A 26,420-nucleotide genomic window follows, 5' to 3' on the forward strand; every position below is an offset into this window, starting at 1 on the left:
CACACCGCCGGGGCTTATTCCCGCGGAATGGCAGCCGATCGAATTTGCATGGGACGAGGGCCGGCGGGCTGTGCCCGAAGATCAGCGGCTGATCTGCCGCTCCAGCCGCCGGGCTGCACGAAAATCATCCAGATGATGGACGTTCGGCGCGAGCGCGGCCTCCCTGGACAGAAGATGATAGACCCGCGCCACCGTGCGCTGCTTCTGCTTCGATCGCCCCGCCGGCAGCGCCCGCGCCCTGCGGATGGCGGTGATCGCGTGCTCGCGAAAATAATCGTAGGCGTCCGACATGGCTCGATGCTCTGCGGCTATTGCATGTTTCGAGCTGTTAACGGGCTGATGCGGCGACGGTTCCTGGCTGAATGTTCCGCCCTCACCGCGGCGACAGGAACGGAATGATCATCGGAACGCGGCGGCAATAGGCGCCGTAGGCGTCCTCGCCGAGCTCCTTGGAGAGGAACACCTCTTCCATTCGGCCCTTCTGCCACATGCCGAGCGAGATCAGGATCGCGCCGAGGATCGCGGTCACGGTGCCGACCGCGATGCCGGTCGCCAGCATGCCGGCGATCAGGCCGGTGTAGATCGGATGGCGCACGATGCCATACGGGCCGGTATCGACGACGCGATGGTCTTCCTTGTGGGTGATGGTGTTGGACCAGAATTTTCCGAGATGCAGCCGTCCCCACCACGTGAACGAGATGCCGGCCAGCACGATCAGCGCCACGATGTAGACACCCAGGTTGCTGAACACCCAGAGCGGCTTCTCGCCGAGCACTTCGGCGGTCCACGGCGTGAACAGGATGCCGCCCACCAGGATCGGGATGCGATAGCGGCCGGACTCCAGCGTCATCACCTGCTTTTGCGTGCGGCCCTGCCAGAACGAGGCGCCGACCCAGCTTGCGAGCCAGGCGAGCCAGATCAGGGCGAGCAGTTGCGTCGGCCAGGTGGTGGTCCAGCCACCCCAGGCGACAGAGAGAAGCTTGCTGAAATCGAAGGACATGAAGGTTCTTTGCGTTGGGCGGCGGCTTCAGCTCGCGCGCGAGGAGAGCGCGTGATGTTCGATGGCGCCGGAGGGCTGCTGGCCGTTGCGGGCGAGAAGATGGGTGACGGTCTCGCGCAAGACCGGCTCGATCGGGCGCGGCGAATAGCCGAGCTCGGTGCGCGCCTTGCCGATCGAGAGATCGCTCGCGGCAAGCGCGATGCGCACGCCCTCGGCGGTGCCGTTGGGCGGCTGCCGGGTGATGTGATCGGAAATGGATTCGAGCATGATCGCGGAGAGCTCGGCAATTTTTCCGGGCACGACGACAGGAAATTGCCGGCGGCCGCTTATCGCCGACATCATCCGCAGGATGTTGCCGAGCGGGACGCAGTCGCCGCCGAGGATGTAGCGCTGGCCGAGGCGGCCTCGCTCCATGGTCAGCACGAGCCCCGTCGCGACATCGCGCACGTCGACGAGATTGACCAGGAAGTTGAGATGCGGCTGCACCTTCTTCTGGAGGAAGTACCACAGCATCGCGGTCGGCGGCGTCAGGTTGTGGTCGGCGGCGCCGATCGGCATGGTCGGCGTGCCGATCACGAGCGGGAAGCCCGCGGCCGCGGCCTTCGCGGCATGATGCTCGGCGAGCGACTTCGACCGCGTATAGGCGCCGGGCATCGCGTCGGCCGGCTGCAGCGCCTCTTCGGCGGCAACGCCGCCCAGGTCCGAATAGGGAAACAGGATCGATTCCGTCGAGCAGTGCAGGAAGCGCGAGACACCGCGCTTCATCGCCGCCGCGAGCACGATCTCGGTGCCGCGGCAATTGACCTCGTGAAAGTCCTGCTTGTTGGCGACCCACATGCCGGGCAGGCCGGCGAGATGATAGACCTGATCGACGCCCGCGACCGCAGCATCGACCGCGGCGCCATCGAGCACCGAGCCCTGGACGTGTTCAACGTCCGCGTTCGCCGCAGCCGGCGGACGAACATCGAGAACGCGCACCCGCTGCCCACGGGCGCGGAGCACTTCTACGAGATGATGTCCGATGAAGCCGCTGCCACCGGTAACCAGTACGAGAGCCATGCAGAAGGTTTGCTGTTTGCCGTCTAGAGCTATCGGGTTGAAAGGGAATTGGTCGGAGCAGGCGCCAGAATCGCGGCAAGGTCGCGACGGAAGCCCAATGCTATGAATAATTTTGCCATGACAAACATCGGTCCAAGCAGGAAATGCGCGGGGTGATCGACCATCGACGGCTGCCGCTCCTCGAAAACCCTGTGGCCGACGATTTGCGAGGCGACGCCAAATCCGATCAGCACTGCAAAAATCGACCACATCATGACGATCGAGACCTGATTGCCGATCGCGGTTGCGACCGAAAGCAGCACGAACATCGCGGCGAGGATGCCGAGCCCGATTCCGGCATCCAGCATCAGCCAGTAAACCAGCACCGGCAGAGCAAGAATCACCGCGAGGCTCACCTCGATCCCGAAGATGGGAAAATGCACGAGGGTCAGCGGCAGCACGGCGCCGGTAAAGAGCAGGAGGATACCGACCACGTGCATCGCGCAGTTCCAGGGGTCGCGATGATATTCGACGTAGTCGGCCAGTTGGCGTTGAAAATAACTGGCCATCTCGGTCTCGTGCAGCATGGGAGCGGAAAGGATGAGCACAGGCTATAGCACCTGATAGGGCAGTGCACAAACCGGCGCTATTGTCGCGCAAGACCCTGCCGCCGCACTGTGAGACAGGTCACAAAACAGCCGGAACTTCAAAGGGTTCCGGCAGATGCCGAGGCAGGCTCGCTCAGCGCTTCTTGGCGGGCTTTTTCGCCGCAGGCGCAGGGGTCGCAGCCGGATGCGCCTCCTCCGGTACCTTGGCATAGGTCTGGATTTGCAGCTGTCCGTTGGCGGCGGAGGTCGGCTTGGCCCGGTCGAGAAATTGCTCCTCGCCGAGGCCGATCGGGTGCAGCCGCTTGGTCGATATCTTGAACGTGTTGACCAGCACGTCGCGGATCGCGTCGGCGCGGCGCTGGCTCAGGATCGCATTGGCCTCGCGCGTCTTCGAATTGGATTCGACATGGCCGACGATCAGGAACGTGTAGGGCAGCAACGAAGAATGAACCAGCGCGTCCGCGATGCGGCCGACGGTCTGGTAGGACGCCGGCTGGATGATCGGCGTGTCGGCATCGAACTGGATCTGCGCGTTGAAGGTCGGCAGCCTGGCCAGATCAGGCGCGATCAGCGGCCGGTTCACCGGACCCGGATCGTTCTTGATCCGGGCCTTGGCGCGCTCCATCACCTGCTGCTTCAGCGCGGGAAGGTCGACCTCGGCGGCTTCCTCGAAATGGTTGAGCTTGCCGACGATATCGTCACGGGTCGGCGGCGCCGTCTGTGCGCCAGCGGTGCCTGCGAGCAAGGCGAGGCCGAGCGCGATGGCGGTTCCGACAGTGGAAAGCCTGGACGCGCGCATCAGCGATACCCCGCATCATCGACGGCCTTCAGGCAGTTGTTGCTGATGCCCTTGGGCGTCGAGACCAGGCAGGGGATCGACTTGCTGGTCTCCTTGGTCGAGCCGCCGCAGACCTTGACGATCTCACGCTGGCAGGCGTTCGCCACCGTGACACGTGCGGCGACGCGCTTCTGGATGGCGTCGAAGGCGCCGAGATAGTCGCTCGCGCACTGCGGCGACAGCACGTCGCGGTTGCGGGACAGGCATTCCTTCAGGCGGGCCGAGTCCGGATTGACGCCGCGGCAATTGGCGACGATCTCCGCGCTGCAGCTCTTGGCCAGCAGCCCGATCGAATCGCCAAAGCTCATGGTCTCCGCCGCCGCGAGCGACGGCATCCCCAATGTCAGCAAGATCAGTGTGATGGAGCCCCGGACCATGGCGATATCTGATACGGGGAAGTTCGCGGTGGTCAAGGGGCGAGCGGGCGAGAACTGTCGACAGCCCCGCCGGTGCGGCGAACAGTCCTCACTCGGCCGCGTCGGCGCGGGGAGGCAATTCGATCAGAGCGACCATATAATTCCTGAGGTCTTCGGCAACCTCCGGATCGGCCTTAAGTTCGGTCAACGTCCTCGGCGGAGGAAGCTGGCGGCCGTCCCCGATCAGCTCCTGCGCGTAAAGCTCAAGCGCTTCCGGGGCATTCTCCAAGGCTTCGTCGATGTCATCGCCGCCGGAAATGCAGCCTGGCAGGTCCGGAAACCACACTCCAACGGCATGGTCCGGGCCAGCGTCCTCAATGATGGCAATGTAGTGAGCCATATCGACCTCAGTCGAGCCCGCCCCTTATAGATGGCACGGACCAAGCCCTTTCCCAAGTCCTTCTTGGGATGCGGAACGACGATCGTTTCGCCTGAAGCGGGGCTCTTAAACACGTGATGCGGGCCGGTCACACGCATGAGTTTCCAGCCCTCTCGCTCCAGGCGACGAATAATGTCACGGCTTGAGGTCAGCATGACGTTAAGTGAGTGTGGTGCCGGCCCTCACGCCCGCTGCACGAAGCTGTCCACGACCTTCTTCTCACCGGCCTTGTCGAAGGCGATGGTGAGCTTGTTGCCGTCGATCCTGGTGACGCGGCCGTAGCCGAATTTCTGGTGGAAGACGCGGTCGGAGAGCGAGAATTCCGAGGTCGTGCCGGTGGATTTGGCGACCAGCTCGCCCTCGATCGTCAGGGGACCGCGGCGGCGCGACGAGAAGCTGCCGAAATCGGGCCCGGCCGACGAGGAGGACGAGAACGTTGCGGCTTCTTCCTCGAAGCCGCCGCTTCTGCCGCCACCGCCATTGCGCCCGCCGCCCCGGTTGCGGTTGGCCTGGGCGCGCTGCCAGCCCGGCGTCGAGTAGGTCGAGCCGAAAGCCTCCATGTCGTCGAAGCGCGAGGCGCCGTAGCCGCCGGTGCCGCCCCAGGCCGAGCCGCCCTTGGATTCCGTGATCTCGACATTGGCCGCCGGCAATTCGTCGAGGAAGCGCGAGGGGATCGTGGTCGACCAGGTGCCGTGGATCCGCCGATTGGTCGCGAAATAGATTTTTGCACGCCGGCGGGCACGGGTCAGGCCGACATGGCCGAGCCGGCGCTCTTCCTCGAGGCCGGCGCGGCCCTGTTCATCCAGCGTGCGCTGGCTCGGGAACAGGCCTTCCTCCCAGCCGGGCAGGAACACGTTGTCGAATTCGAGGCCCTTGGCCGAATGCAGCGTCATCAGCGACACCGCGTCCTCATCGGCCCCGCTGTCGCGGTCCATCACCAGCGAGATGTGCTCCAAAAACCCTTGCAGGTTCTCGAACTCCTCCATCGAGCGCACCAGCTCCTTGAGGTTCTCCAGCCGGCCCGCGGCATCCGCCGAACGGTCCTTCTGCCACATCTCGGTATAGCCGCTCTCGTCGAGCACGATCTGGGCGAGATCCGTGTGCGCGGTGACCTCGCGCTGGGCGCGCCAGCGGTCGAACTGGGTGACGACCTCGCGCAAGGACCCGCGCGCCTTCGGCTTCAGCTCGTCGGTCTCGATTACCGCGCGCGCCGCCTCGAACAGCGGAATGCGGCGCTTGCGGGCGTGGTCGTGCAGCATCTGCACGGTGGCATCGCCGAGGCCGCGCTTGGGCACGTTGACGATGCGCTCGAAGGCGAGGTCGTCGGCGGGCGAATTGATGACGCGCAGATAGGCCAGCGCGTCGCGGATTTCGGCGCGCTCGTAGAAGCGCGGGCCGCCGATGACGCGATAGGGCAGGCCGAGCGTGACGAAGCGGTCTTCGAATTCGCGCATCTGATAGGAGGCGCGCACCAGGATCGCGATCTCGTTGAGCTTGTCGCCCTGGCGCTGGAGCTGCTCGATCTCCTCGCCGATGCCGCGGGCTTCCTCTTCCGAATCCCACGAGCCTGTTACCGTGACCTTCTCGCCGTCATGGTCCTCGGTGCGCAGCGTCTTGCCGAGCCGGCCTTCATTGTGCGCGATCAAATGCGAGGCGGCGGCGAGGATGTGGCCGGTCGAGCGGTAGTTGCGCTCGAGGCGGATCACCTTGGCGCCGGGAAAGTCGTGCTCGAAGCGCAGGATGTTGTCGACCTCGGCGCCGCGCCAGCCATAGATCGACTGGTCGTCATCGCCGACGCAGCAGATGTTCTTGACGTGGGCTTTTTGGTTCGCCGGAGTCGGCGCCACGTCATCATTCTCGTCGTCACCGGGCCGACGCGAAGCGTCGAGACCCGGTGATCCATCTCGTGAATCGATGGATTGCCGGGTCAAGCCCGGCAATGACGGGTTGGAAGTCGGCGCCTGCGACAGCAGCCGCAGCCACAGATATTGCGCGACGTTGGTGTCTTGGTACTCGTCGACCAGGATGAATTTGAAGCGCTGCTGGTACTGCAGCAGGATGTCCGGGTGCTCGCGGAAGATGCGGATATCTTCCAGCAGCAGATCGCCGAAATCGGCGGCGTTCAAAATCTTCAGCCGTTCCTGGTAGCTCGCATAGAGCTTGCCGCCCTTGCCATTGGCGAAGACGGCCGCCTCGCCTGATGGCACCTGCGACGGCGTCAGGCCGCGATTCTTCCAACCGTCGATCAGGCCGGCCAACATGCGCGCCGGCCAGCGCTTGTCGTCGATGTTGTCGGCCTGGAGCAACTGCTTCAACAGCCGCACCTGATCGTCGGTATCGAGCACGGTAAAATTCGACTTGAGCTGCGCCAGCTCGGCATGGGTGCGCAGGATGCGGCCGCCGATGGAGTGGAAGGTGCCGAGCCACGGCATGCCTTCGACCGCATGGCCAAGCATCTGGCCGAGCCGGTGCTTCATCTCGCGCGCGGCCTTGTTGGTGAAGGTCACCGACAGGATCTCGGCGGGGCGGGCGCGGCCCTGGCTCAGGATATGGGCGATGCGCGTGGTCAGCACGCGCGTCTTGCCGGTGCCGGCGCCGGCCAGCACCAGGACCGGGCCGTCGAGCGTCTCCACAGCCTCGCGCTGCTCCGGATTGAGCCCAGACAGATATTTCGGGCCCACCGAGGCGCGGGCACGCGCGGCAATGCCGCCGGCTGAGGGCTGGTGGTCGGGGACGCTCTGGGACGTGATCTTGCTCGGCTCGGTCATGCGAATCATTGGCCCCACGATGGCACCGCGGGGTGGCGGAAGGGAGCCTTCTTAACAGGGATTGGTGCCTATATGGGGCGGCCGGAACAGGTTTTCCACGTGCGCCGCAGGTCATTTTTGTTCCTGACGCCGGCGCGAATTTCGTTCCCGCACGCCACGGAACCATCGTTTCCGCGTCGAGATTGTCTGGTCAGGCGGCGCGGCAGCCGCGCCGAACGCAGACAGACATCAAGACGAGGATTTGACCATGCTTGGCTGGGTTGTGACGTTTCTGGTTATCGCACTGATCGCTGGCATCCTGGGCTTCGGCGGCATCGCCGGTGCTTCGATCGAGATCGCCAAGATCATCTTCTTCATCGCCGTCGTCCTGTTCCTGGTCTCGGCCGTGGTCGGCCTCGCCAGGGGCCGCAACAGGATATAGCGCGGTCTTGACGACGCATGATCTAACCGGAAAACCGCTTCACGCTTTTCCGGATCGTGCGCTACCGCTTCGAGGGCATCGCCACGTTCCGGCCGATGCCCTCGGGCCGCGGCACGGCGCTGTGAGACTTGGCGATTCCTGAAATGCGCTGCTGGACGTCGGGCGGAAACGGCGCGACGCGGCGCGCACTCATGTCCATGTGCAGCGACATGTTTTCGGAGGTCGCCGACAGCCATCCTTCGGTGGCATGCCGCATCTCTTCGAACGTGTGCAGCCGCTTGTCGTCGGCTTCAAGCAGCCAGACGAAGATCTGCACGGGATCGCCGAGGTGGATTTCGCGCAAATACCGCACATGGCATTCGGCGGTGAACGTCGAGCCGTGGCGCTCTTTCTTGTAAGCGGGCCCCATCCCGAGCTCGAGCCAGAGCTCGTCGATCGCCCGGTCGAACATCACGTTGTAATAGGCCATGTTGAGATGGCCGTTATAGTCGATCCATTGCGGCTCGATCTGCATGATCGAGGCGCGGAACGGCTCGGCGGTGGCAGTCTCTGGCATGTGTCCTTCCCCAGCTATGCGTCCGGTCGCTTGACTTGACCGGTGAGATGTCCTTTGCCACGTTCCTTCTGTCGGAGGAATTTCCGTGGGCACCACCATCACCAATAATCCGCCGCGGGTCGAGCCGAAAATCCTCGCGAGCGCGCTGGAGCAGCTTGCCGCACGCTTCGGCAACCGCCTCATCACCTCGCAGGCCGTGCGCGAGCAGCACGGCCATACCACCACATGGATCGTCAACCAGCCGCCGGATGGCGTGGTGATGGCGCAGGAGACCGCCGACATCCAGGACGTGGTGCGGATTTGCGCGCACAATCGCGTGCCCGTTATCGCCTTCGGCACCGGCACCTCGCTCGAGGGCCAGGTCAACGCGCCCGCCGGTGGCATCTCGATCGACCTGCGCGACATGAACAAGGTGCTGGCGGTGCATGCCGAGGATCTCGACTGCGTGATCCAGCCCGGCGTCACCCGCAAGGCGCTCAACGAGCATTTGCGCGACCAGGGGCTGTTTTTCCCGATCGATCCCGGCGCGGATGCGTCACTCGGCGGCATGGCCTCGACCCGCGCCTCGGGCACCAATGCGGTGCGCTACGGCACCATGCGCGACAGCGTGCTGGCGCTGAAGGTGGTGCGCGGCGACGGCGAGATCATCACCACAGGCACGCGCGCCAAGAAATCATCCGCCGGCTACGACCTGACGCATCTGTTCGTTGGCGCCGAAGGCACGCTCGGCATCATCTCGGAGCTGACCATTCGTCTGCGCGGCATCCCCGAGACGATCGCGGCCGGCGCGGTGTCGTTCGAGACCGTACACGGGGCGTGTCAGGCCGTGATCCTGGCGATCCAGACCGGCATTCCCGTCGCGCGTATCGAGCTGCTCAATGCTGCGCAAGTGAAGGCCTGCAACGCCTATTCGAAGCTGACGCTGCCCGAGACCCCGCTGCTGCTGATGGAATTCCACGGCAGCGAGATCGAGGTCGGCGAGCAATCCAAGGCCTTCGGCGAGATCGCAAAGGACTGCGGCGGCGGCGATTTCTCCTGGACCACCAGGCCGGAGGATCGCACCAAACTCTGGCAGGCGCGGCACGATGCCTACTGGTCGGTGAAGGCGCTGCGGCCCGGCGATAGTATCGGCGTGGTCGCGACCGACGTCTGCGTGCCGATCTCGCGGCTTGCCGAGTGCGTTAGCGAGACCGAGGAGGATCTCAAGCGTCTCAACCTGCTGTCGCCGATCGTCGGTCATGTCGGTGACGGCAATTTCCATTGCTCGCTGGTGTGTGACACCAACGATGCCGACGAGATGGCGCGCGGCGAGGAATTCATGCATCGCCTGGTCGAGCGGGCGCAGGCGATGGACGGCACCTGCACTGGCGAGCACGGCATCGGCCAGGGCAAGCAGAAGTATCTCGAGGCCGAGCTCGGGCCTGAGGCGCTGGACGCGATGCGGGCGCTGAAGAAGGCGCTCGATCCGCTCAACATCTTCAACCCCGGCAAGATCGTGCCGCAGGCATAGAATCTGAGCGGCTAACGACCGGGAACTTTCGGCAGTCCTGTCGGTTCCAATTCCCGCCAGTTCCGACGCCTCAATGGCAGGATTCTGCGCGGGAGGGTACAATGGTGCGACCGGTCATTGGAATTGCCGCGCTGGCATTTGCCTGCATGCTGGCGGGAGCGGCGCTGGCGAAAGGCGGCCATGGCGGCGGTCATGGCGGCGGTCATGGCGGTGGTCATGGAGGCGGGCATGGCGGTGGTCACCACGGAGGTGGTCACCACGGCGGCGGCCATTTCCGCGGTCACGGCCGCGGGCATGCGCATGGCGGGCATCATCGCGCCGGGCGGTTCACGACCCACGCCCGACGCGGCGGCGCCAATTTCGGTCAGATCCGCAATGCGGCGATCCGGCCGGCGAGCTTTCGCAATGCCTGAACTCCAGCGCGTTCCGCAACGGTCGGCTGATCAGCAACCCGGCGGCGCGCGCCCAGATCGTGACTGCGGCCGCACTGGCCGGTTGGGGCGGCGCAAGCAGCGGATGGTGGCAACATGCGGGTGGCGGCTACGGCTGGGTCGGGCCGCTGTTCTGGCCGTTCGCCTACAACGACCTCTACGACTACACGATCTGGGGCGACGGACTCGGCTTCTGGGGCTACGGCTATCCCGACATCTATGCCGGCATGTTCGGCCCCTATGGCTATGATCGCCTCTCGGCCTATCTGCCGCAACGTCCGCAGGGACGACGGCAGGCGCGAAGCGCTCCGCTCGATCAGCTCTGCGGCAGCGACCGCCGCGAGATCACCGGCCTGCCGATCGACCAGATCGCAGCCGCGGTGCAGCCGACGGAAGCGCAAGGAGCAAGTCTGGACGCGCTCGGCAATGCCTCGATCCAGGCGGCGGCAATCATCCGCGCGTCATGCCCGACGCAAGTCGCGGCTACGGCGCCCGGTCGTCTGGCGGCGATGCAGCAGCGGATCGAGGCGATGGAAAAGGCCGTCGAGCTGGTGCAACCGGCGCTCGACACATTCTATGGAGCGCTCACCGACGAGCAGAAGGCGCGCTTCAACGCGCTGGCTGAGGATCAGCGTCGCGCGGCAGCTTCCAACAATGCCGGTGGATCTCTGGTCCAAAATTGCGGTGCGCCTGGTGGACTCGATTGGCCCGCCGCCGAGATCGACGCGAGGCTCCATCCCAGCGAGACCCAGCGTGCTGCTCTGCAAGTGCTTCAGGACACCAGCGCCAGGGTCAAAGATGCGCTCAAGGCGGCATGCCAGCCCGGCGACGTGATGACGCCGCCGGCGCGCATGGCCGCGGTCCGCAAGCGGCTCGACGTGATGCTGGACGGCGTCAAATCGGTGCGCGCGGCGCTCGAGGATTTCTATGCCAATTTGACCGACGAGCAGAAGGCGCAGTTCGAGGCGATCGGGCCGCGCCGGACGTCCTGAACGCGTCGCAAAAAGCCGTGGCGGAAAAACCGCCTCGCCGATCTCACTATGGTTCTCTATGCTGGACGCAGTTGAAGCGCGACAATGCGGCGGCTAGCAGACCACGGATGGCGGGGCGATGAAGTTGTTCGCGCGCAAGACGCGACAGGACGTCTGGGATGAGGCGATCGACGGACCGCTCGGCGACATCGAGGCCGCCGAGCGTATCCGTGCGATCTGTGAGGCTGCGGCCGTGAGCGCTGCGGGTTCGGCGCGTAACGACAAGCGGGAAAGCGAACGCTACGAGCGCGCGGCGAAGGTCGCGATGGAAATCGCGATGAAGATTTCCGACGACCTGATGCGCGACGACGCGGTCCATCGCATTGTCGATCTCTGCATGACAGCGAACGACATCAGGACCGCGCAGGTCCTGTTTCGGGCGATCCACGCCAGCTGGATTCGCGAAACGGTGCAGCGGGATCATCCGACGTTGGTGCAGTGAGCGTTCGTTGCTGTCCCATTGCGACGACATGCCTATCTATCACCGTCATCCTGAGGCGCGAGCCATGGGGCGCAAAGCGCCGCATGGGGAGCTTCGAAGGACGACGGCCCGGCTGCATGGTGGCCGTATCATCCTTCGAGGCTCCGCTTGCGACGCGTTCGCGTCTCAACCGGAGCCCCTCAGGATGACGGAGTGACCATGTGATTGCTCTTCGCCAGTGCTCGCACCGCCTCATCGACGCTGTGGAAGACGTGCTCTCTCGGCAGCGCGTCGAACAATCTGAAGCGTTCGAACGCGGCCTGCGCGCGCACCGATTCCAGGCGTGCCAGTGCGACCGTAACGCCCTGCTTACTGCACGCCTTGAAGATATCGAGCAAAATCTGCGCGGCGGTGAAGTCGATCTCGACCATGCCGCTCGCTTCCAGCACGAGGAGCTGCGGCGTCCCGCTGCCGAGCACCTTGGTCACGTCGTTGCGAAAATCGGGTGCGTTGAGGAAGGACAGCGGCGCCTGGAGCCCGATCACGATGACGCCGGCGATGCGCTCGCCTTTGATGTGTGGATGCGCCGGCCACCAGATCGTGGTGCCCGGCACGCGCTCGAACTCGACGAGCCTGGCGCGCATGGTGCTCCAGATGCCGTGCAGCAGCGACAACACGATGCCCAGGAACGCGCCCTGCTGGATCGGCAGCACGATGATCAGCGCGGCGGTCGCGACGATCAGCAGGAATTCGCTTGGGGACTGGCGATAGATCGTGACGATCTGCTTGACGCGGATGATGCGCAGCGCCACGAACAGCAGGATGCCGCCGAGGGCGGCGTCCGGCACGTGCTGCAGAAGTCCCGTCCCGAAGGCAAGCAGCGCCAGCACCATTGCCGCGGCGGCAAGGCCCGCGAGCTGCGATTGTCCGCCGGTCTCCGCGACGATTCCCGTCCGCGGCGGGCTGGCGTTGACGGGAAAGGCGCCGAACAGGCCGGACAAGACGCTGCCGGCACCCGTGCCGAGGAAGTCGCGGTCGACATCGGCAGGCTTGTCGGGATCGGACGGGAACGATCGCGTTGTCGCCGCGGTCTGCACCATCACCACGACCGTGATCACGAAGGCGAGCGGTACCAGGCCCACCCATTGCTCCGGCGCGAGTTCGGGGAAGGTCGGCCGCGGCAGCGTGCCGGGCACGCTGCCGACGACGTTGACGCCCTTGCTCTCGAGGCCGAGCGCGATCGTGGTCAGCGTCGCGCCGACGAGCCCGATCAGCGCACCGGGAATTTTTGCGCTGATCGTCTCCGAGATGAAGACCACGGCCAGCACACCGAGGCCGATGCACAGCGTGATGGGATTGGCCCGGCCGAGCTCGGTGGCGAGCGCGCCGATGCGGTCGAGCGTCGGCCCGCTTGGCGATTGAAGCCCGAGCACGCCGGGCAGTTGCGAGACGATGATGTGGACGGAGATGCCGGCGAGGAAGCCGACCATGACCGGCACCGACAACAGGTTGGCGATGCCGCCGAGGCGAAAGGCGCCTCCAACGAGCATCATCGCGCCGACCATCAGCGACAGCGCAATCGCAAGGCCGTGATAGTCAGGCGAGCCGGCTGCCGCGAGCGCCGCAAGCCCGCCGGCGAGGATCGGCATGATCGTGGAGTCGGCGCCGCAGGACAGGAAGCGGTTGCCGCCGAGCAGAGCGAAACCGAGCGAGCCCGCCATGAAGGCGAAGAAGCCGATCTGCGGCGCGAACCCGCCGAGCCGCGCGGTCGCCATCTGCTCGGGGATCGCAATCGCCGCCAGGGTCAGTCCCGCCATGAGGTCGCCGGGCAGCGAGTAGGAGGCGAGCGAGCGGAATAGCGGCCATGCATGCTTCGCGTGAGGGTCGTGCGGCATCGATGAGAAATCCCCGGACGGGCTGTCAGCTGATAAGCCTACAGCATTTCCGTATGGGAAAGCGGCAGACGCAATTTCTCTACGCACGTCGTCATTGCGAGCCACCGGGTCCGCGCTTCGCGCGGACCCGGTGGCTCGCAATGACGGAGGACATATTTGTCCTCCGTATCTCGTGAGATCGCCTCAGTACCGACTGCGATAATTGTCGCCGCGTCCGTAGCCGCCGTGACCCATGCCCATGCCCAGACCAATCCCGATGCCAATACCTACGGCCGCAGGCGACGGTCCGGGGGGCGGCGCACGCTCGTAGACCACTTCCTCCGGCGGAGGAGCAGGCCGGCGCTTCGGAGGCGTCTCGACCACCTTGCGCTTCGGCGGCGTGTCGTCGACGCGCTTCTTGATGATGGGCACCACCGTCGGGTTGACCGGCGTTGCCGGCATCGACGGTGTTGAGCACGGGCAGGTCGGTGCCATCGCGACGGCGACCGGGGCGGGCGTCGCAGCAGCCGCGACGGGCACGCCGTAATTGCGGTTCTGGACGCGGAGCAGCAGCCTGCGCGCAGTTGCGGCGAGGTCGCTGTTGTCCCAGTTCGCCAGATAAGCCTCGAACGAGGCGCGGGTGTTGATTGCGGTCGCGCGCTCCCATGCCAGCATCTGCCGTCGCCGTTCCAGCACGGTGCGCAAGCGGGGCGTGCGGGTGTCCTGGGCATACAACTCGATATAGGCCTGATAGGCCGGTACGGTGTCGTCGGTGATCACGAGCTCGTAGGCGACCATGGCCGGCTTGCCCTGCAGGTCCCGGCGCCAGTCCTCGACGCTGCGCGTGCCGCCGGCCAGCGCCATCGACGATGCGCCGGGAAGAGGCGGCGAACCGCCGCTGCTCTCGCCGCCGAAGAACCTGAAGTCGGTCGTCAGCGACGAGCTCTCCCAGGGGATCTGCCGGCCGTCGGTCGATTGCGCCACGGAAATGCGGATGCGCTTGAAGACTTCCTCGATCGGCAGATTGGGCTGCTTGGCGACGGTCAGCGCCGCAGTGGTGTACGGACTGTCGATGCCGCTGCCATCTTCGGCCTCCGCGCCGGGCGAGGTCGAATAGGAGATGAAGGAGCCGGGCGCGCCCGCCTTGGTGTCGACGATCGCGAGTCCGTGGCCGGCGCCCCTGAGCGCCGGGAATGGGTTGTTGCGGCAGGCGTCCAGCATGAAGATGCGCGCCTTTGTCGGCAGCGCGCCGAGCGTGTTGAGCAAATCGTTCAGCCGCACGCCCTGCAGCGGAATGTCGGCCTCGCGCTTGGGATCGAGGTCGACCGGCACCAGATAGTTCTCGCCGTCGATCTGGAGGCCGTGGCCGGCGTAGAACACCAACGCGACGGTGTCGGCGCCGCTGGCGCTGACCTTGCCGGCGAAATCCGAGATCGCCGCGCGCATCTCGTTCTGCGCCAGATTGGCTGCCGTGGTGACGGTGAAGCCGGCATTGCCGAGCAGCTCCGTCATGCCCTTGGCATCGTTGGCGGCGTTGGGCAGCTCCGGCACGGTGCGATAGGCCGATTGGCCGATCACCAGCGCGAGCCGGGCTTCGGCGGCGGCATCGGTCGGCGTCATCAATTGCGTGAGCGCAAGGAGACCGGAAGCAAGGAACAAATTGGAAAGGGCTGGACGGCGCATGATGTCACCTCCATCGGCAATGCGCACGATGATGTCATCTTTTCTACGTGTCCGCCATGACGCCGTCTGTGCGCTGGATCACGCATCGAGCCGCGGCAAAATGGGGCAGGGGATCTGCCGCAGCCAGCGCCAGGCCGTGCGCCGTGTCACGGCAGTCCGCGATCCCAGGGCGGGGCGGGCGCAAAATGTGCGGCAAGAAAGTCGATGAAGGCGCGCACCTTCGCCGGCGGACGGCGGTCGGGCAGGTAGACCGCATGCACCGCCGAGGTCTGGATCTCGGGCTGGTCGAGCGGAAGCGCGACCAGCGTACCGGCGCGCAGATCGTCGGCGATGATGAAGGTCGGCTGTCGCGCGAGGCCGAGGCCCGCCAGCGTCGCGGCGCGTAGCGCATCGCCATTGTTGGCGCGCAAGGTGCCGCTGACCTGGACGCGGATCTCGCCGTCGACGCCGAACAGCCATTCCGCCGCGCTGGCCTGTTGCGAGAGCGTGTAGCCGAGACAGTTGTGAGCGGCGAGGTCGGCGACGCTGCGCGGGGTGCCGTGCTTCGCCAGGTATGAAGGCGCCGCGCAAACGACCATGCGGTTCGGCGCGAGGCGTCGCGCCACCATGCTGGAATCGCGCAGCTTGCCGATACGGATCGCGAGATCCCAGCCTTCCTCGGCGAGATCGACGAGGCGGTCGTTGAGGCCGAGCTCGACGGAAACCTCGGGATGGGCTGCCGAGAATTCCGCGATCGCAGGCGCGATCTGCCGCGTGCCGAACACAACGGGGACGTTGACCCGGAGCAGCCCGCGCGGCTCGACGCGTTCGCGCGCGACCGCGGCGTCGGCGGCCTCCATGTCGGTGAGAATGCGTTCGGAGGATTCCAGATAGCTCCGTCCCGCCTCTGTGATGGAGAGCCGGCGCGTGGTGCGATGGAACAGTTTTGTTCCGAGGCGCGCCTCGAGCGCGGCGACATGCTTCGTCACCATGGTCTGCGACAGGCCCAGGGCCCGGGCCGCACCCGATAGGCTGCCAATCGCCGCCACCTTGGCGAACACTTCCAGGCTGGTCAGCCGGTCGAGCATCAACTTCACTCTGTAGGTGTGAGGTATAACTCCAAGATAGCCGATTATCATTTGAATGGGAATAGATCATAGCGCGGTACAGCAAAGGAGACCGCCATGATCGATTCCCGTACCGCTCCCTACGCCGCGCTGGCGCTGCGCGTGACGCTGGGTGCGCTGTTCCTCGCCCATGCCAGCTTGAAGCTGTTCGTGTTCACTCCCGCCGGCACCGCAAAGTTCTTCGGCAGCCTCGGCTTCCCGCCCGAGCTCGCCTATCTCATCATGACCGTCGAAGTCCTCAGCGGCGTCGCGCTGATCCTCGGCGTCTGGACCCGCTATGCGGCGTTGGCCGGCATCCCGATCCTGCTCGGCGCGATCTTCACCGTGCACGGCGCCGCCGGCTTCTTCTTCACCAATCCGAAGGGCGGCTGGGAATTCCCCGCCTTCTGGACGATCGCGCTCGCGGCGCAGGCCCTGCTCGGCGACGGCGCCTACGCGCTGCGTCCGTCGCGCGATGTCGCGGCTGCAAGCGGCCAGCTCAGCGGCGCGCATTCGCGCTGAGGTCTCGGCATCTACCGAACGCAAACGCCGCGGGATCACAATCCTGCGGCGTGCTTTGCTTTGTACCCCATCAATCTGCGTACCCCATCAATCTGCGTTCGGCATTGATCCATACCTGAATTGGATCGATCCGCGTCAATCCAGCATGGCGGCCCCTGTCGCTGCCGTGCGGCGTGAACGAAAACACCGATAAATACAGGCGTTCCGCTGCGGTCTCTGCCGAAGCGCCTGCTTCACGCGCCATCGCTGCAGCGCGGCCGCACCCTTGCCTGTGCCATCGCTTTGGCCATACAGTCTGCGCAACAGGCTGCGGCAACGACCGCGGCGAACAAAAATAATTGGGGAGAGACCGCGCCATGACCATCGTGCCCGTGAACCGCCGCGCGTTCATCAAGTCATCGGCGGCGGTCACCGCCGGCATCGTGCTCTCCCCCGCCATCATCGGCCGCGCCGAAGCTGCGACGCTGAAGCTGAAATGCTCCTCCTCGCTGCCGAACGATCCGAAATTCGCCAACGGCCGCGTCTATTACGACAATCTCGTCAAGAACCTGAAGGGCAACGGCCTCGGTGAGCAGGTCGAGGTCGCCTTCTTCCCGGACAACCAGCTCGGGCAGGAGATCGACGTCATCAATTCGGTGAAGCTCGGCGTCATCGACCTCATGGTGTCGGGCTCCTCGATCTCGGCCAATCTGGTGCCGCTGGTCGGCACCTTCGACCTCGGCTTTCTGTTCTCGAGCTTCCCGCAGCAGACCAAGGCCTTCGAGTCCGGCGCCGCCAAGCCGATCGAGGACGCGCTGCTCAAGGGCGGCAACATTCGCATCATCGCCTGGGCCTACAATTTCGGCTCGCGTAGCGTCCTGGCGAAGAAGCCGGTGAAGACGCCGGAGGATCTCGCCGGCCTCAAGATCCGCACGCTGCCAAATCCCGTCATCACCGAGTGCCTGCGCCTGATGGGCGCGGCCGCGACGCCGCTGGCATTCGGCGAAATCTACACGGCGTTGCAGGCCGGCGTGCTCGACGGGCTGGAGCACGATCCGCCGACGATCCTGGCCAGCAAGTTCTTCGAGACGGCGAAATTCTATGGGCTGACGCAGCACAACTTTTCGCCGCTCGCCGTCTACTTCAGCGACATGACCTACAACCGCATGGATCCGAAGCTGCGCGAGGGCTTTCTCGACGCCGCGAAGAAGGCGGCTGCCGACACGCGTGCTCACGGGCTTGCGGTCGAGAAGGAGGCGCTGGCGGCCTTGACCGAGAAGGGCGTGACGGTCGCCGAATGCGACCGCGAGGCGTTCAGGAAGCGCGTGGCGCCGCAGCACGACAACTTCATCAAGGCGCGGCCGGAGAGCAAGGCCGTGATCGACATCATCCGCGCTACGCAGGCCTGAAATGGCAATGACAGCCGCCGTATCCCTCTCGGGCGGCCGCCACGGGAGCATCGCGCTGCTGCTGCGCCTGAGCGACGCGATCGCCGCCATCCTGCTGGCTGCCGATCTGGTCGTCGTCTGCGGTTCCGTGCTGCTGCGCTTCTTCTTCAATGCGCCGGTCGAATGGTCGGATGACGTCGCGCGCGGATTGATGGTCGGCTCGGCCTTCTTCGGTGCGGCGAGCGCGCTCGCGCGCGGCGAGAATGTCGGCGTGTCCTTCTTCCGCGACCTGCTGCCTCCGCGGCTGCGCGCGCCGGTCGATGCCGCGAGTGCCGTGCTCGTCGTGCTGATCTCCGGCTATGTCGCCTACAACGCCATCAAGCTGGGATCATTGACGGCCGGCCAGACCACCGGATCGGGCCTGCCGCTGGAGCTGACCTTCTACCCGATGGGCCTCGGCGCGCTGTTCATGACGGTGTTCGCGATCGACCAGCTCTGCGCAAGGCCGCTCCCTGACATCGTCAGGGGCCTCATTGCAGTCGCGATCGTGACCGGCCTGTATCTGGCCTGGGATTACCTCTCGCCCTCCACGGTGCCGTCGGCGGGCACGCTGATGCTGATCGGCTTCTTTGCGACCCTGTTCGGCGGCTTGCCGATCGGCTTCGCGCTGGCGCTGGCCGCGCTCATTTTCATCTGGGTCGAGGGCGCGCTGCCCGGCGTGATCTTCGCCCAGCAGATGGCGCGCGGCATCGACAATTTCGTGCTGCTCGCGATCCCGTTCTTCATTCTCGTCGGCTACCTCATGGAAGCCAACGGCATGTCGGTGCGCCTCATCGAGCTGTTGCAGCGCGCGGTCGGGCGCATGCGCGGCGGTCTCAACGTCGTGATGGTGGCCTCGATGGTGCTGTTCTCGGGCATCTCGGGCTCGAAGATGGCCGATGTCGCCGCAGTCGGCTCCGTGCTGATCCCGGCGGCGCGGCGTTCGAAGCAGAACCCCGGCGGCGCGGTGGCGCTGCTCGCGGCATCCGCGGTGATGGCGGAGACCATTCCGCCCTGCATCAACCTCATCATCCTCGGCTTCGTCGCCAACCTGTCGATCGGCGGCCTGTTCGTCGCAGGGCTCCTGCCGGCGGCGCTGATGGCGCTGGTCCTGATCGCGGTCTCGATCATGTTCGGCAAGCGCCCCGCCGCGGCCGAGGAGATCGAGCCGCAGATGCCGGTATCGGGCTTGTGGAGCGGTGCGATCGCCTCGTTCGGCCTCATCTTCATGATCTTCTTCGGCTTCAAGAGCGGCTTTGCCACGGCGACCGAAATCTCGGCCTTCGCCGTGGCCTATGCGCTCGTCGTCGGCAGTGTGGTGTTCCGCGAGCTCACCTTCAAATCGGCCGCGCACAGCTTCGTCCAGGGAGCGACGCGCGCGGGGCTCGTACTGTTCATCGTCGCTGCCGCGCAGTCGCTGGCGTTCACGCTGACCTTGCAGCAGGTGCCGCATGCGGTCGGCGATTTCATGCTGGGGCTGTCCAAGACCTCGGGCGTCTGGCTGTTCATGCTGCTCGCGATCGCGGTGCTGATCGTGATGGGCTCGGTGCTGGAGGGCGCCGCCGCGCTGATCATCTTCGGGCCGCTGCTGCTGCCGGTGGCCGTGCAGCTCGGCATCGATCCGCTGCATTTCGGCGTGGTGCTGGTCATCGCGATGGGCATCGGCCTGTTCGCACCGCCGCTCGGGCTCGGGCTCTATGGCGCGTGCCTGATCGGCAACGTGCCGATCGAGCAGACGGTGAAGCCGATCATGGGCTATCTCGGCCTGTTGTTCGTCTGCCTGCTCGTCATCGCCTTCGTGCCATGGCTCTCGACCGCGCTGCCGCGGGCATTCCGCTACTGACGGAGCATCGTCATGAAAGTCCTGCTGGCCCACACGCCGGAGATGCGGCGCAATTATTACGGCGATCGCAGCCTCAATGGCCTGCGCGCGGCCGTCGAGGTGATCCTGCATGAGAGCGAACAAACGCTTGATGCAGCCGGCCTCGTGCGCGCCGCAAAGGACGTCGACATCATCGTCGCCGATCGCATGACCGAAGGCCGCGGCGAGATCTTTGCGCAACTGCCGCGCCTGCGTGCCTTCGTCCGCTGCGCCGTCGACATCCGCAACGTCGATGTCGATGCGGCATCAGCGGCTGGCGTGCTCGTGACCCGCGCCGGTCCAGGCTTCGTGCAGGCCGTCGCCGAACTCGCGCTCGGCTTCATGGTCGATCTTTCCCGCGGCGTCTCGCGGACCACGGCGGACTACCACGCCGGCCGCGAGCCGGAGGCGCGGATGGGCCGTCAGCTCGCCGGCAGCCGGATCGGCATCATCGGTTATGGCAGCATCGGGCGGTACCTCGCCGAGATCGCAAAAGTGCTGCGCATGGAGGTGCTGGTGACCGATCCCTTCGCGACCGTCAGCGACGCTGCGATCCGGCAGACCGGTCTCGACGAGCTTCTGGCCGCATCGGACTATGTGGTCTGCCTCGCGATCGCCAACGAGCAGACCGAGAATCTGATCGGCGAGGCGGCGCTGGCCCGCATGCAGAAGCACGCCGTCTTCATCAATCTCTCCCGCGGCAATCTCGTCGACGAATCCGCGTTGGCACGGGCACTGCTCGAAGGCCGCATCGCCGGTGCTGCGATGGATGTCGGCCGCGCGCCCGACCAGATGCCGAGCCCCGAGCTTGCGAAGCTGCCCAACATCGTCGCGACGCCGCATGTCGGCGGGCTGACGCCGCAGGCGATCGAATATCAGTCGCTGGAAACTGTGCGGCAGGTGGCCGCGATCGTCAAAGGCGAGGTTCCGCCTGGTGCCGTTAACGCCGACCGCTGGACGCGGCGGCCCTAAAGTCGATCCACCGCCCTGAACGTTCCGTCCTTCTGGATCACCGTCAAGAACACCTTCGGCGGCACCTCGATCGCGCGGATGCCGACCGTGACGACGTTGCCGCTGATGTCGAAGCGGCCGACCTCGTGGTGGCGCGCAGGAGGCTCGCGCGCGTCGGCTGCGGTCCGGCCTGCTCCAGCGCCGAGGCCGCGAGGCGGCCGGAGAGATAGCCTTCGAGCGATACGAAGTCCGGTGTCAGCGTCGGGTCGAACGCCTTCTGCGCCGCCTGGTAGTCGGCGACGAGCTTTTGCGAGCGATCCCAGGGGAACGGCACGACCTGGGAGACGATGACGCCTTCGCCCTCGGGGCCGAGCTCCCTGGCGAGCGCATTGGCGCCGACGAAGGAGATATTGACGAAGGTCGGACGAGCGCCGCTGCGGCGCGCGAGCTTGATGAACTCCGCGCAGGGACCGTAGGTTCCGACCATGACGATGGCCTCGGGCTCGGCGCGCTTGATCGCGCGCCAGGCACCGCCGACCGCGCGGGTGTTGCGCTCGAAGGTGCCTTCGGCGGCGAGCTCGAGGCCGCGGCTGGCGAGCGCGCGCTTGACGCCGGCAAGACCATCGCGGCCGAAGGAATCGTCCTGGTAGAAGATGCCGATGCGGGTGAAGTGGCGATCCTCGGTGAGGTGCTTGATCCACACCTCGGCCTCCGCAGCGTAGCTGCCGCGGATGTTGACGACGTTGGCAAGTTCGAGGTCGCGCAGGAATTCGGCGCCGCTGAACGGACCGATGAACGGCACGTTCCTCGCGCTGGTGATCGGGATGGTCGCCATCGCGGTCGGCGTGCCCACCGCACCGATCAGCGCGAACACCTTCTCGTCCTCGATCAGCCGCAGCGTCTGTGCCACCGAACGATCGGGATCGTAGCCGTCGTCGCGGCTGACGAGCTGGAGCTTGCGGCCATGGACGCCGCCCTTGGCGTTGATCTCGGTGAACGCCGCGACGATGCCTTGCCGCATCCGCTGTCCGAGCGCCGAGGAGGGGCCTTCGAGCGCGGCGGCCTGGCCGAACAGGATCGCATCGTCGCTGACGCCGGCCTCGTCGCCTCTCGCTGGAAGCTTCGCTGCGGCGAGCAATGCGATGGTCAAGGCGACGCATGTCGCGAAAGGCGATCGTGTCATGAGGATGTTTGCCGGATGCTGGACGTGTTGCGGAAGCGATAGGTCCTGCGGGATGAACAGGACGCTAATTTGCGCCGCGTCGATGGTCCGTGCGACTCTGGGAAAAGCCGGCAAGATATCGCCAGACTCCCGCAAATTTGCGGGGTAATCATTAACTAAAACCGCATGACGCGTGACGACGCGGTTGCGAAATTGTGCGGTTCTTAACCGCGATCCTTGACCGATAGCAGTTCCGGTGGCTCAACCAGAAGTGGGCCACCGCGCGATGGGGACTTGCGGATCAAGATGGGCGGTCGCGATCAGAATCGGGGGCAGAAGACGGGATGGTGGCGTGCCGCGCCGCTGCTCGGGCTCTATCGTCCTGCGCTCGTCGCAGCCGGGGTCGGTCTTCTGTTCTCGCTCGCGGGCGCTGCCGCCGTGGCGCGCTGGGAGGACCGCGTCAACAGGATCGAGTTCGCGAACGCGGCCGAGACCCAGGCGATCGTCATGCAGAACGGCATGAACGAGTACATCTCCAGGCTGGTCGCGCTACGCACGCTGTTCGAATCGACCAACGACGAAATCACCCGCAGCGAATTCGAGACCTTCAGCGCCCGCTTGTTCGAGCGTCATCCCGGCATGCTGCGCATTGGCTGGCTGCCGCGCGTCAACCGCAAGGAGCGCGCCGAATACGAGGCCGCTGCGATCACGGACGGCGTATCAGGCTATCGCATCAAGTCGCTCCAGGGCGATGGCTTCGCGACCGCGCCGCAGAACGATGAATATTTTCCGGTGTTCTACTCGACCCAGCCGAAGACCTCGCCGGTCTACGGCATGGACTATGCGACCGTTCCGGAGCGCCGCGCGGTGCTGGAGCGCGCCCGCGACAACGATCGGGTCGCTGCCATTCGCACGCGCCTCTACGAGCCGAGGGAGGGCGGCCGGCTGCCCGACGTCCTCGTCGCCATTCCCGTCTACGCCAAGGGTACCTCGCGCGACGACGTCGCCGACCGGCGCCGCAATCTCGCCGGCTTCGTCGTCGGCATCTTCGACCTGCCGCTGCTGATCCAGTCCGTTCGCGTGACCACGGGAGCAAGCCCCGCGGTCAGTGTGAACGTCTACCCGCCATTTAGCGCTCGGATCGTCAGCCTGGCGGAAACGCTGCCGGATTATTCGTCGGCCGCCACCGCGCCGCAGTCGATGCGGGACGTTGCACGGGCCCCGCATTGGTCGGGCAGTCTCAGGATCGGCGATACCGATTGGCAGGTCCGGGCGGTTCCGACCGCCGGCGGTCCGCTGGAGACGACCTACGATCGTGCGGGCGCGGTGCTGACCGTCGGCATGCTGCTGACGCTGTCGCTGTCGACCTACCTCATGCTCGCAAGCCGCAACTCGCGGCGGCTGTCGCTGGCGAACCGGCGCGTGCTGGAGCTCGCCCAGACCGACATCCTGACCGGGCTGCCGAACCGCGCCTTCTTCCTCACCCGGCTCGACCTGATGAACAGCCAGTTGAGCGTGAGGGGGCTGCCGTTTTCGATCCTGATGCTCGACCTCGACCGCTTCAAGAACGTCAACGATTCGCTCGGCCACGGTGCCGGCGATGCGCTGCTGCGCCAGGTGGCGCTGCGGCTGAGATCCGCGCTGCGTGAAACCGACGTGCTGGCGCGGCTCGGCGGCGACGAGTTCGCCATCATCCAGGAGGCTTGCATCCAACAGAGTTGCGACGATCAGCGGGCCTGCGCGACCGAGCTTGCCGCGCGGATTGCCAAGCTGGTTGCTGAACCGTTCCTGCTGCCGGGCCACCGCGTCGAGATCGGCACGAGCATCGGCATCGCGATCGCGCCGGACCATGGCAGCGACCAGGAGCAGCTGCTCAAGAAGGCGGACCTCGCGCTGTACCGCTCGAAATCGGCCGGCCGCAACTGCTTCACCGTCTACGACGACGCCATGTCGGCCGAGCTCGAGGCACGCAATACGCTGGAAGGGGATCTGCGCGATGCCATCGCGCAGTGCCAGTTGGAGGTGCATTATCAGCCCTTCGTCGACCTCGCAGGCGGTGCTCGTCGCGGCTTCGAGGCGCTGGTGCGCTGGCGGCATCCGGGCCGCGGCCTGATCCCGCCGGACCAGTTCATCGCGCTTGCGGAGGAAACCGGGCTGATCGTGCCGCTCGGCGAATTCGTGTTGCGGCGCGCATGCGCGGACGCCGCCGCCTGGCCCTGCGATCTCACCGTTGCCGTGAACCTGTCCCCGATCCAGTTCAAGGAGGCCGACCTGTTCGAGACGATCTGCGCGGCGCTGGCGGATTCAGGCCTGGCGCCCGAGCGGCTGGAGATCGAGATCACGGAATCCGTGCTGCTGGAACGCGGCATCGAGAACCTCGCCTTCATGGAGCGGCTGAAGCACACCGGCATCGAGCTCGCGCTCGACGATTTCGGCACCGGCTATTCGTCGCTGAGCTATCTCACCGTGTTCCCGTTCGACAAGATCAAGATCGACAAATCCTTCATTCGCAACCTCACGCATCAGCCGCGCAGCTCCGCCATCATCGCCTCGATCGTGACGCTGGCGCGCGGGCTGGATATGTCGGTCACCGCCGAAGGCGTCGAGACGGCCGAGGAGTTCGAGCGGTTGACGGCGCTCGGCGTCAACTTTGCGCAAGGCTACCTGTTTGGCCGCCCGCAGCCGGTCGACCAGATCGCGTTCGGCGAGTCCGTTCAGAGTTCGCAACGCGACGCAGCTTGAGCGCGCGCGTTGGCAGCATTTGAACATTGAAGAGAGGTCGTCATGCCCGGGTTTGTCCCGCCTGCGCGGCCGAAGCCGCTTCGGCGAGGCGAAGGCCCGGGCATCCACGTTCTTTGTTCCGCCCAGCGAAGACGTGGATGGCCGGGACAAGCCCGGCCATGACGATGTGGCAGCTTCTGCACCCGTCAAGAAACACATACGCGAAAATCGCTTGACCCGGGCGGCCCCGGATGGTCGGTAGCACCATCTAGGGATGAAATAAGAAAAACATGCGTCTTCCGTTCTTCTACGGCTGGGTCGTGGTCGCCGTGACCTTCGTCACCATGGCCATCGGCGTCAACGCGCGCACCGCCTTTTCGTTGTTCTTTCCTCCCATTATCTCGGAGTTCGGCTGGGAACGCGGCGTCACCGCCGGCGCATTTTCCTTCGGCTTCGTAATATCCGGCATCGTCAGCCCGCTGATCGGTCGCCTGATGGACCGCGCCGGCCCGCGCGCGGTGATGGAGCTCGGTGTCGTGCTGATGGGCGGCGGGCTGCTGCTGGCCCCGCTCACGAGCCAACCCTGGCATCTCTACGTCACCATCGGGGTCATGGTCGGCGCCGGCTCGGTGTGTCTCGGCTATTCCGGCCAGTCGCTGTTCCTGCCGAACTGGTTCATCCGCAAGCGCGGTTTCGCCATCGGGATTGCCTTTGCCGGCGTCGGCATCGGCTCGGTGACGCTGCTGCCGTGGGTACAGCACATGATCGAGCAGACCGGCTGGCGCACCGCCTGCACCGCGATGGGGCTGCTGATCCTCGTCGTGCTGGCGCCGATCAATCTATTCCTGCACAAGCGCCCCGAGGATATAGGGCTCCAGGCGGATGGTGACGCCGCGCCGGTCGCGGGTGCGGCAGCGCCGGTCTCGAACATCGTCGACCCTGTCTGGGTCGGCACCGACTGGACGCTGCGGCGTGCGGTCGGTACGACGCGGTTCTGGTGGATCGCGCTCGGCTACTTCTGCGGCCTGTACATCTGGTACGCCGTGCAGGTGCACCAGACCAAGTTCCTGTTCGACATCGGCTTCAGCCCGAGCGTTGCGGTCTGGGCGCTCGGCATCGTCAGCCTGCTCGGCATTCCCGGCCAGATCCTGCTCGGCCACGTCTCCGACCGGATCGGGCGGGAATGGGTGTGGGCGATCAGCTGCGCAGGGTTTGCGATCTGTTTCGCGGCGCTGATCGCGTTGAAGTATCAGTCCTCGTTCTGGCTCGTCTATCTCATGGTGTTCACACAAGGCGCGCTCGGCTATGGCCTCACCTCGATCATGGGCGCGGTGGTGTTCGAGATTTTCCAAGGCAAGCACCAGGGGAGCATTTTCGGCATGATCATGCTGGCGGCCCTGGCCGGCGGCGCGGCCGGCCCCTGGGTGACGGGCTTCCTCCATGATCGCACCGGCGATTACACGCTCGCCTTCGCCATCGCCATCGTCGTGAGCGGATTGTCGGCGCTCTCGGTCTGGCAGGCCGCGCCGCGCAAAGTGCGCGCCGTGGCCGGCCGGCTGCACAAGCTCCATGCCGGAACCGGTGCTGGATAGGTTCCGGGCGCACTCAATTACCTTGGATGCTTTCGCGGACCGTTAAGCATGCCAAGTCTTGGCGCGGCGCGACCAGATTGCAAAAACGTCTTGGACACCATCGCAGCGCTAGCTTCGAGCCGATTGCCACATCATCCCGCTGCCTT

General features: G+C 65.6%; 23 protein-coding genes and 2 pseudogenes. 11 read left to right on the forward strand and 14 right to left on the reverse strand.

Annotated elements, in window-relative coordinates; genetic code table 11:
* Nucleotides 1-81 precede the first annotated feature (81 nt).
* The 9 genes and pseudogenes from QSV46_RS05680 to QSV46_RS05720 form a co-directional block, all read right to left on the reverse strand.
* Nucleotides 82-291, reverse strand: coding sequence for a hypothetical protein (locus tag QSV46_RS05680; RefSeq protein WP_314947649.1), 210 nt, complete (start codon nucleotides 289-291; stop codon nucleotides 82-84).
* Between the two features lie 82 nt (nucleotides 292-373).
* On the reverse strand, nucleotides 374-1,000 hold the full coding sequence (locus tag QSV46_RS05685) for an isoprenylcysteine carboxylmethyltransferase family protein (protein ID WP_314947652.1): 627 nt from the start codon (nucleotides 998-1,000) through the stop codon (nucleotides 374-376).
* Nucleotides 1,001-1,027: 27 nt separating this feature from the next.
* A complete protein-coding gene (locus QSV46_RS05690; protein WP_314947655.1) occupies nucleotides 1,028-2,059 on the reverse strand; it encodes an NAD-dependent epimerase/dehydratase family protein in 1,032 nt (343 codons plus the stop codon).
* Between the two features lie 29 nt (nucleotides 2,060-2,088).
* Complete coding sequence (locus tag QSV46_RS05695; protein WP_314947975.1) at nucleotides 2,089-2,625, reverse strand: DUF962 domain-containing protein; 537 nt, start codon at nucleotides 2,623-2,625, stop codon at nucleotides 2,089-2,091.
* Nucleotides 2,626-2,779: 154 nt separating this feature from the next.
* Nucleotides 2,780-3,445, reverse strand: coding sequence for an OmpA family protein (locus QSV46_RS05700; protein ID WP_314947658.1), 666 nt, complete (start codon nucleotides 3,443-3,445; stop codon nucleotides 2,780-2,782).
* A complete protein-coding gene (locus QSV46_RS05705) occupies nucleotides 3,445-3,861 on the reverse strand; it encodes a hypothetical protein (protein WP_314947660.1) in 417 nt (138 codons plus the stop codon). The genes QSV46_RS05700 and QSV46_RS05705 overlap by 1 nt, the downstream gene beginning before the upstream one ends.
* Before the next feature lie 88 nt (nucleotides 3,862-3,949).
* Nucleotides 3,950-4,240 carry a type II toxin-antitoxin system HicB family antitoxin gene (locus QSV46_RS05710; protein ID WP_314947663.1) on the reverse strand — a complete coding sequence of 97 codons (291 nt, stop codon included), beginning with the start codon at nucleotides 4,238-4,240 and terminating at the stop codon, nucleotides 3,950-3,952.
* Between the two features lie 35 nt (nucleotides 4,241-4,275).
* Nucleotides 4,276-4,434 (reverse strand): annotated as a pseudogene (locus tag QSV46_RS05715) (type II toxin-antitoxin system HicA family toxin); the annotation flags it as partial.
* 27 nt (nucleotides 4,435-4,461) lie between these two features.
* Complete coding sequence (locus tag QSV46_RS05720; RefSeq protein WP_314947665.1) at nucleotides 4,462-7,056, reverse strand: ATP-dependent helicase; 2,595 nt, start codon at nucleotides 7,054-7,056, stop codon at nucleotides 4,462-4,464.
* 238 nt (nucleotides 7,057-7,294) lie between these two features.
* Between QSV46_RS05720 and QSV46_RS05725 the strand changes: the two genes are divergently transcribed.
* Nucleotides 7,295-7,468: a DUF1328 domain-containing protein gene (locus QSV46_RS05725; protein ID WP_008556598.1), complete on the forward strand. Its 174-nt coding sequence runs from the start codon at nucleotides 7,295-7,297 to the stop codon at nucleotides 7,466-7,468.
* A 61-nt stretch (nucleotides 7,469-7,529) separates the two neighbouring features.
* Here the strand turns inward: QSV46_RS05725 and QSV46_RS05730 are convergent, their stop codons facing one another.
* Nucleotides 7,530-8,024 carry a thioesterase family protein gene (locus QSV46_RS05730; protein WP_314947689.1) on the reverse strand — a complete coding sequence of 165 codons (495 nt, stop codon included), beginning with the start codon at nucleotides 8,022-8,024 and terminating at the stop codon, nucleotides 7,530-7,532.
* Nucleotides 8,025-8,109: 85 nt separating this feature from the next.
* Between QSV46_RS05730 and QSV46_RS05735 the strand changes: the two genes are divergently transcribed.
* The 4 genes from QSV46_RS05735 (at nucleotide 8,110) to QSV46_RS05750 (ending at nucleotide 11,438) form a co-directional block, all read left to right on the forward strand.
* Nucleotides 8,110-9,534, forward strand: coding sequence for an FAD-binding oxidoreductase (locus QSV46_RS05735; RefSeq protein WP_314947691.1), 1,425 nt, complete (start codon nucleotides 8,110-8,112; stop codon nucleotides 9,532-9,534).
* A 101-nt stretch (nucleotides 9,535-9,635) separates the two neighbouring features.
* Complete coding sequence (locus QSV46_RS05740; protein ID WP_314947694.1) at nucleotides 9,636-9,947, forward strand: hypothetical protein; 312 nt, start codon at nucleotides 9,636-9,638, stop codon at nucleotides 9,945-9,947.
* 59 nt (nucleotides 9,948-10,006) lie between these two features.
* Nucleotides 10,007-10,957, forward strand: coding sequence for a Spy/CpxP family protein refolding chaperone (locus tag QSV46_RS05745; protein ID WP_314947696.1), 951 nt, complete (start codon nucleotides 10,007-10,009; stop codon nucleotides 10,955-10,957).
* A gap of 118 nt (nucleotides 10,958-11,075) precedes the next feature.
* Nucleotides 11,076-11,438 carry a hypothetical protein gene (locus tag QSV46_RS05750; protein WP_314947699.1) on the forward strand — a complete coding sequence of 121 codons (363 nt, stop codon included), beginning with the start codon at nucleotides 11,076-11,078 and terminating at the stop codon, nucleotides 11,436-11,438.
* Between the two features lie 179 nt (nucleotides 11,439-11,617).
* On the opposite strand, the gene QSV46_RS05755 is transcribed toward QSV46_RS05750, so the two are convergent.
* From QSV46_RS05755 to QSV46_RS05765, 3 genes are all read right to left on the reverse strand, one after another.
* Complete coding sequence (locus QSV46_RS05755; RefSeq protein WP_314947700.1) at nucleotides 11,618-13,312, reverse strand: SulP family inorganic anion transporter; 1,695 nt, start codon at nucleotides 13,310-13,312, stop codon at nucleotides 11,618-11,620.
* Nucleotides 13,313-13,495: 183 nt separating this feature from the next.
* Nucleotides 13,496-14,974 carry a caspase family protein gene (locus QSV46_RS05760; RefSeq protein WP_314947703.1) on the reverse strand — a complete coding sequence of 493 codons (1,479 nt, stop codon included), beginning with the start codon at nucleotides 14,972-14,974 and terminating at the stop codon, nucleotides 13,496-13,498.
* A gap of 146 nt (nucleotides 14,975-15,120) precedes the next feature.
* Complete coding sequence (locus tag QSV46_RS05765; RefSeq protein ID WP_314947704.1) at nucleotides 15,121-16,041, reverse strand: LysR family transcriptional regulator; 921 nt, start codon at nucleotides 16,039-16,041, stop codon at nucleotides 15,121-15,123.
* Nucleotides 16,042-16,137: 96 nt separating this feature from the next.
* Between QSV46_RS05765 and QSV46_RS05770 the strand changes: the two genes are divergently transcribed.
* From QSV46_RS05770 to QSV46_RS05785, 4 genes are all read left to right on the forward strand, one after another.
* Nucleotides 16,138-16,581: a DoxX family protein gene (locus QSV46_RS05770; protein WP_314947705.1), complete on the forward strand. Its 444-nt coding sequence runs from the start codon at nucleotides 16,138-16,140 to the stop codon at nucleotides 16,579-16,581.
* Nucleotides 16,582-16,937: 356 nt separating this feature from the next.
* Nucleotides 16,938-17,969, forward strand: a complete 1,032-nt coding sequence (locus QSV46_RS05775; protein ID WP_314947707.1) for a TRAP transporter substrate-binding protein — start codon at nucleotides 16,938-16,940, stop codon at nucleotides 17,967-17,969.
* A 7-nt stretch (nucleotides 17,970-17,976) separates the two neighbouring features.
* Nucleotides 17,977-19,830: a TRAP transporter large permease subunit gene (locus tag QSV46_RS05780; RefSeq protein WP_314947710.1), complete on the forward strand. Its 1,854-nt coding sequence runs from the start codon at nucleotides 17,977-17,979 to the stop codon at nucleotides 19,828-19,830.
* 12 nt (nucleotides 19,831-19,842) lie between these two features.
* Nucleotides 19,843-20,820: a hydroxyacid dehydrogenase gene (locus QSV46_RS05785; RefSeq protein ID WP_314947712.1), complete on the forward strand. Its 978-nt coding sequence runs from the start codon at nucleotides 19,843-19,845 to the stop codon at nucleotides 20,818-20,820.
* Here QSV46_RS05785 and QSV46_RS05790 read toward each other — a convergent pair.
* Nucleotides 20,817-21,982 (reverse strand): annotated as a pseudogene (locus tag QSV46_RS05790) (ABC transporter substrate-binding protein). The gene QSV46_RS05785 and the pseudogene QSV46_RS05790 overlap by 4 nt on opposite strands.
* Nucleotides 21,983-22,267: 285 nt before the next feature.
* Between QSV46_RS05790 and QSV46_RS05795 the strand changes: the two are divergent.
* Entirely contained in the window at nucleotides 22,268-24,703 is a 2,436-nt protein-coding gene (locus QSV46_RS05795; RefSeq protein WP_314947978.1) for an EAL domain-containing protein, read from the forward strand.
* 269 nt (nucleotides 24,704-24,972) lie between these two features.
* Nucleotides 24,973-26,274, forward strand: a complete 1,302-nt coding sequence (locus QSV46_RS05800) for an MFS transporter (protein ID WP_314947714.1) — start codon at nucleotides 24,973-24,975, stop codon at nucleotides 26,272-26,274.
* Nucleotides 26,275-26,420: the final 146 nt, after the last annotated feature.

It is taken from the genome of Bradyrhizobium cosmicum, assembly GCF_032290525.1.
In the GTDB taxonomy this organism is placed as follows: Bacteria; Pseudomonadota; Alphaproteobacteria; order Rhizobiales; family Xanthobacteraceae; genus Bradyrhizobium; species Bradyrhizobium cosmicum_A.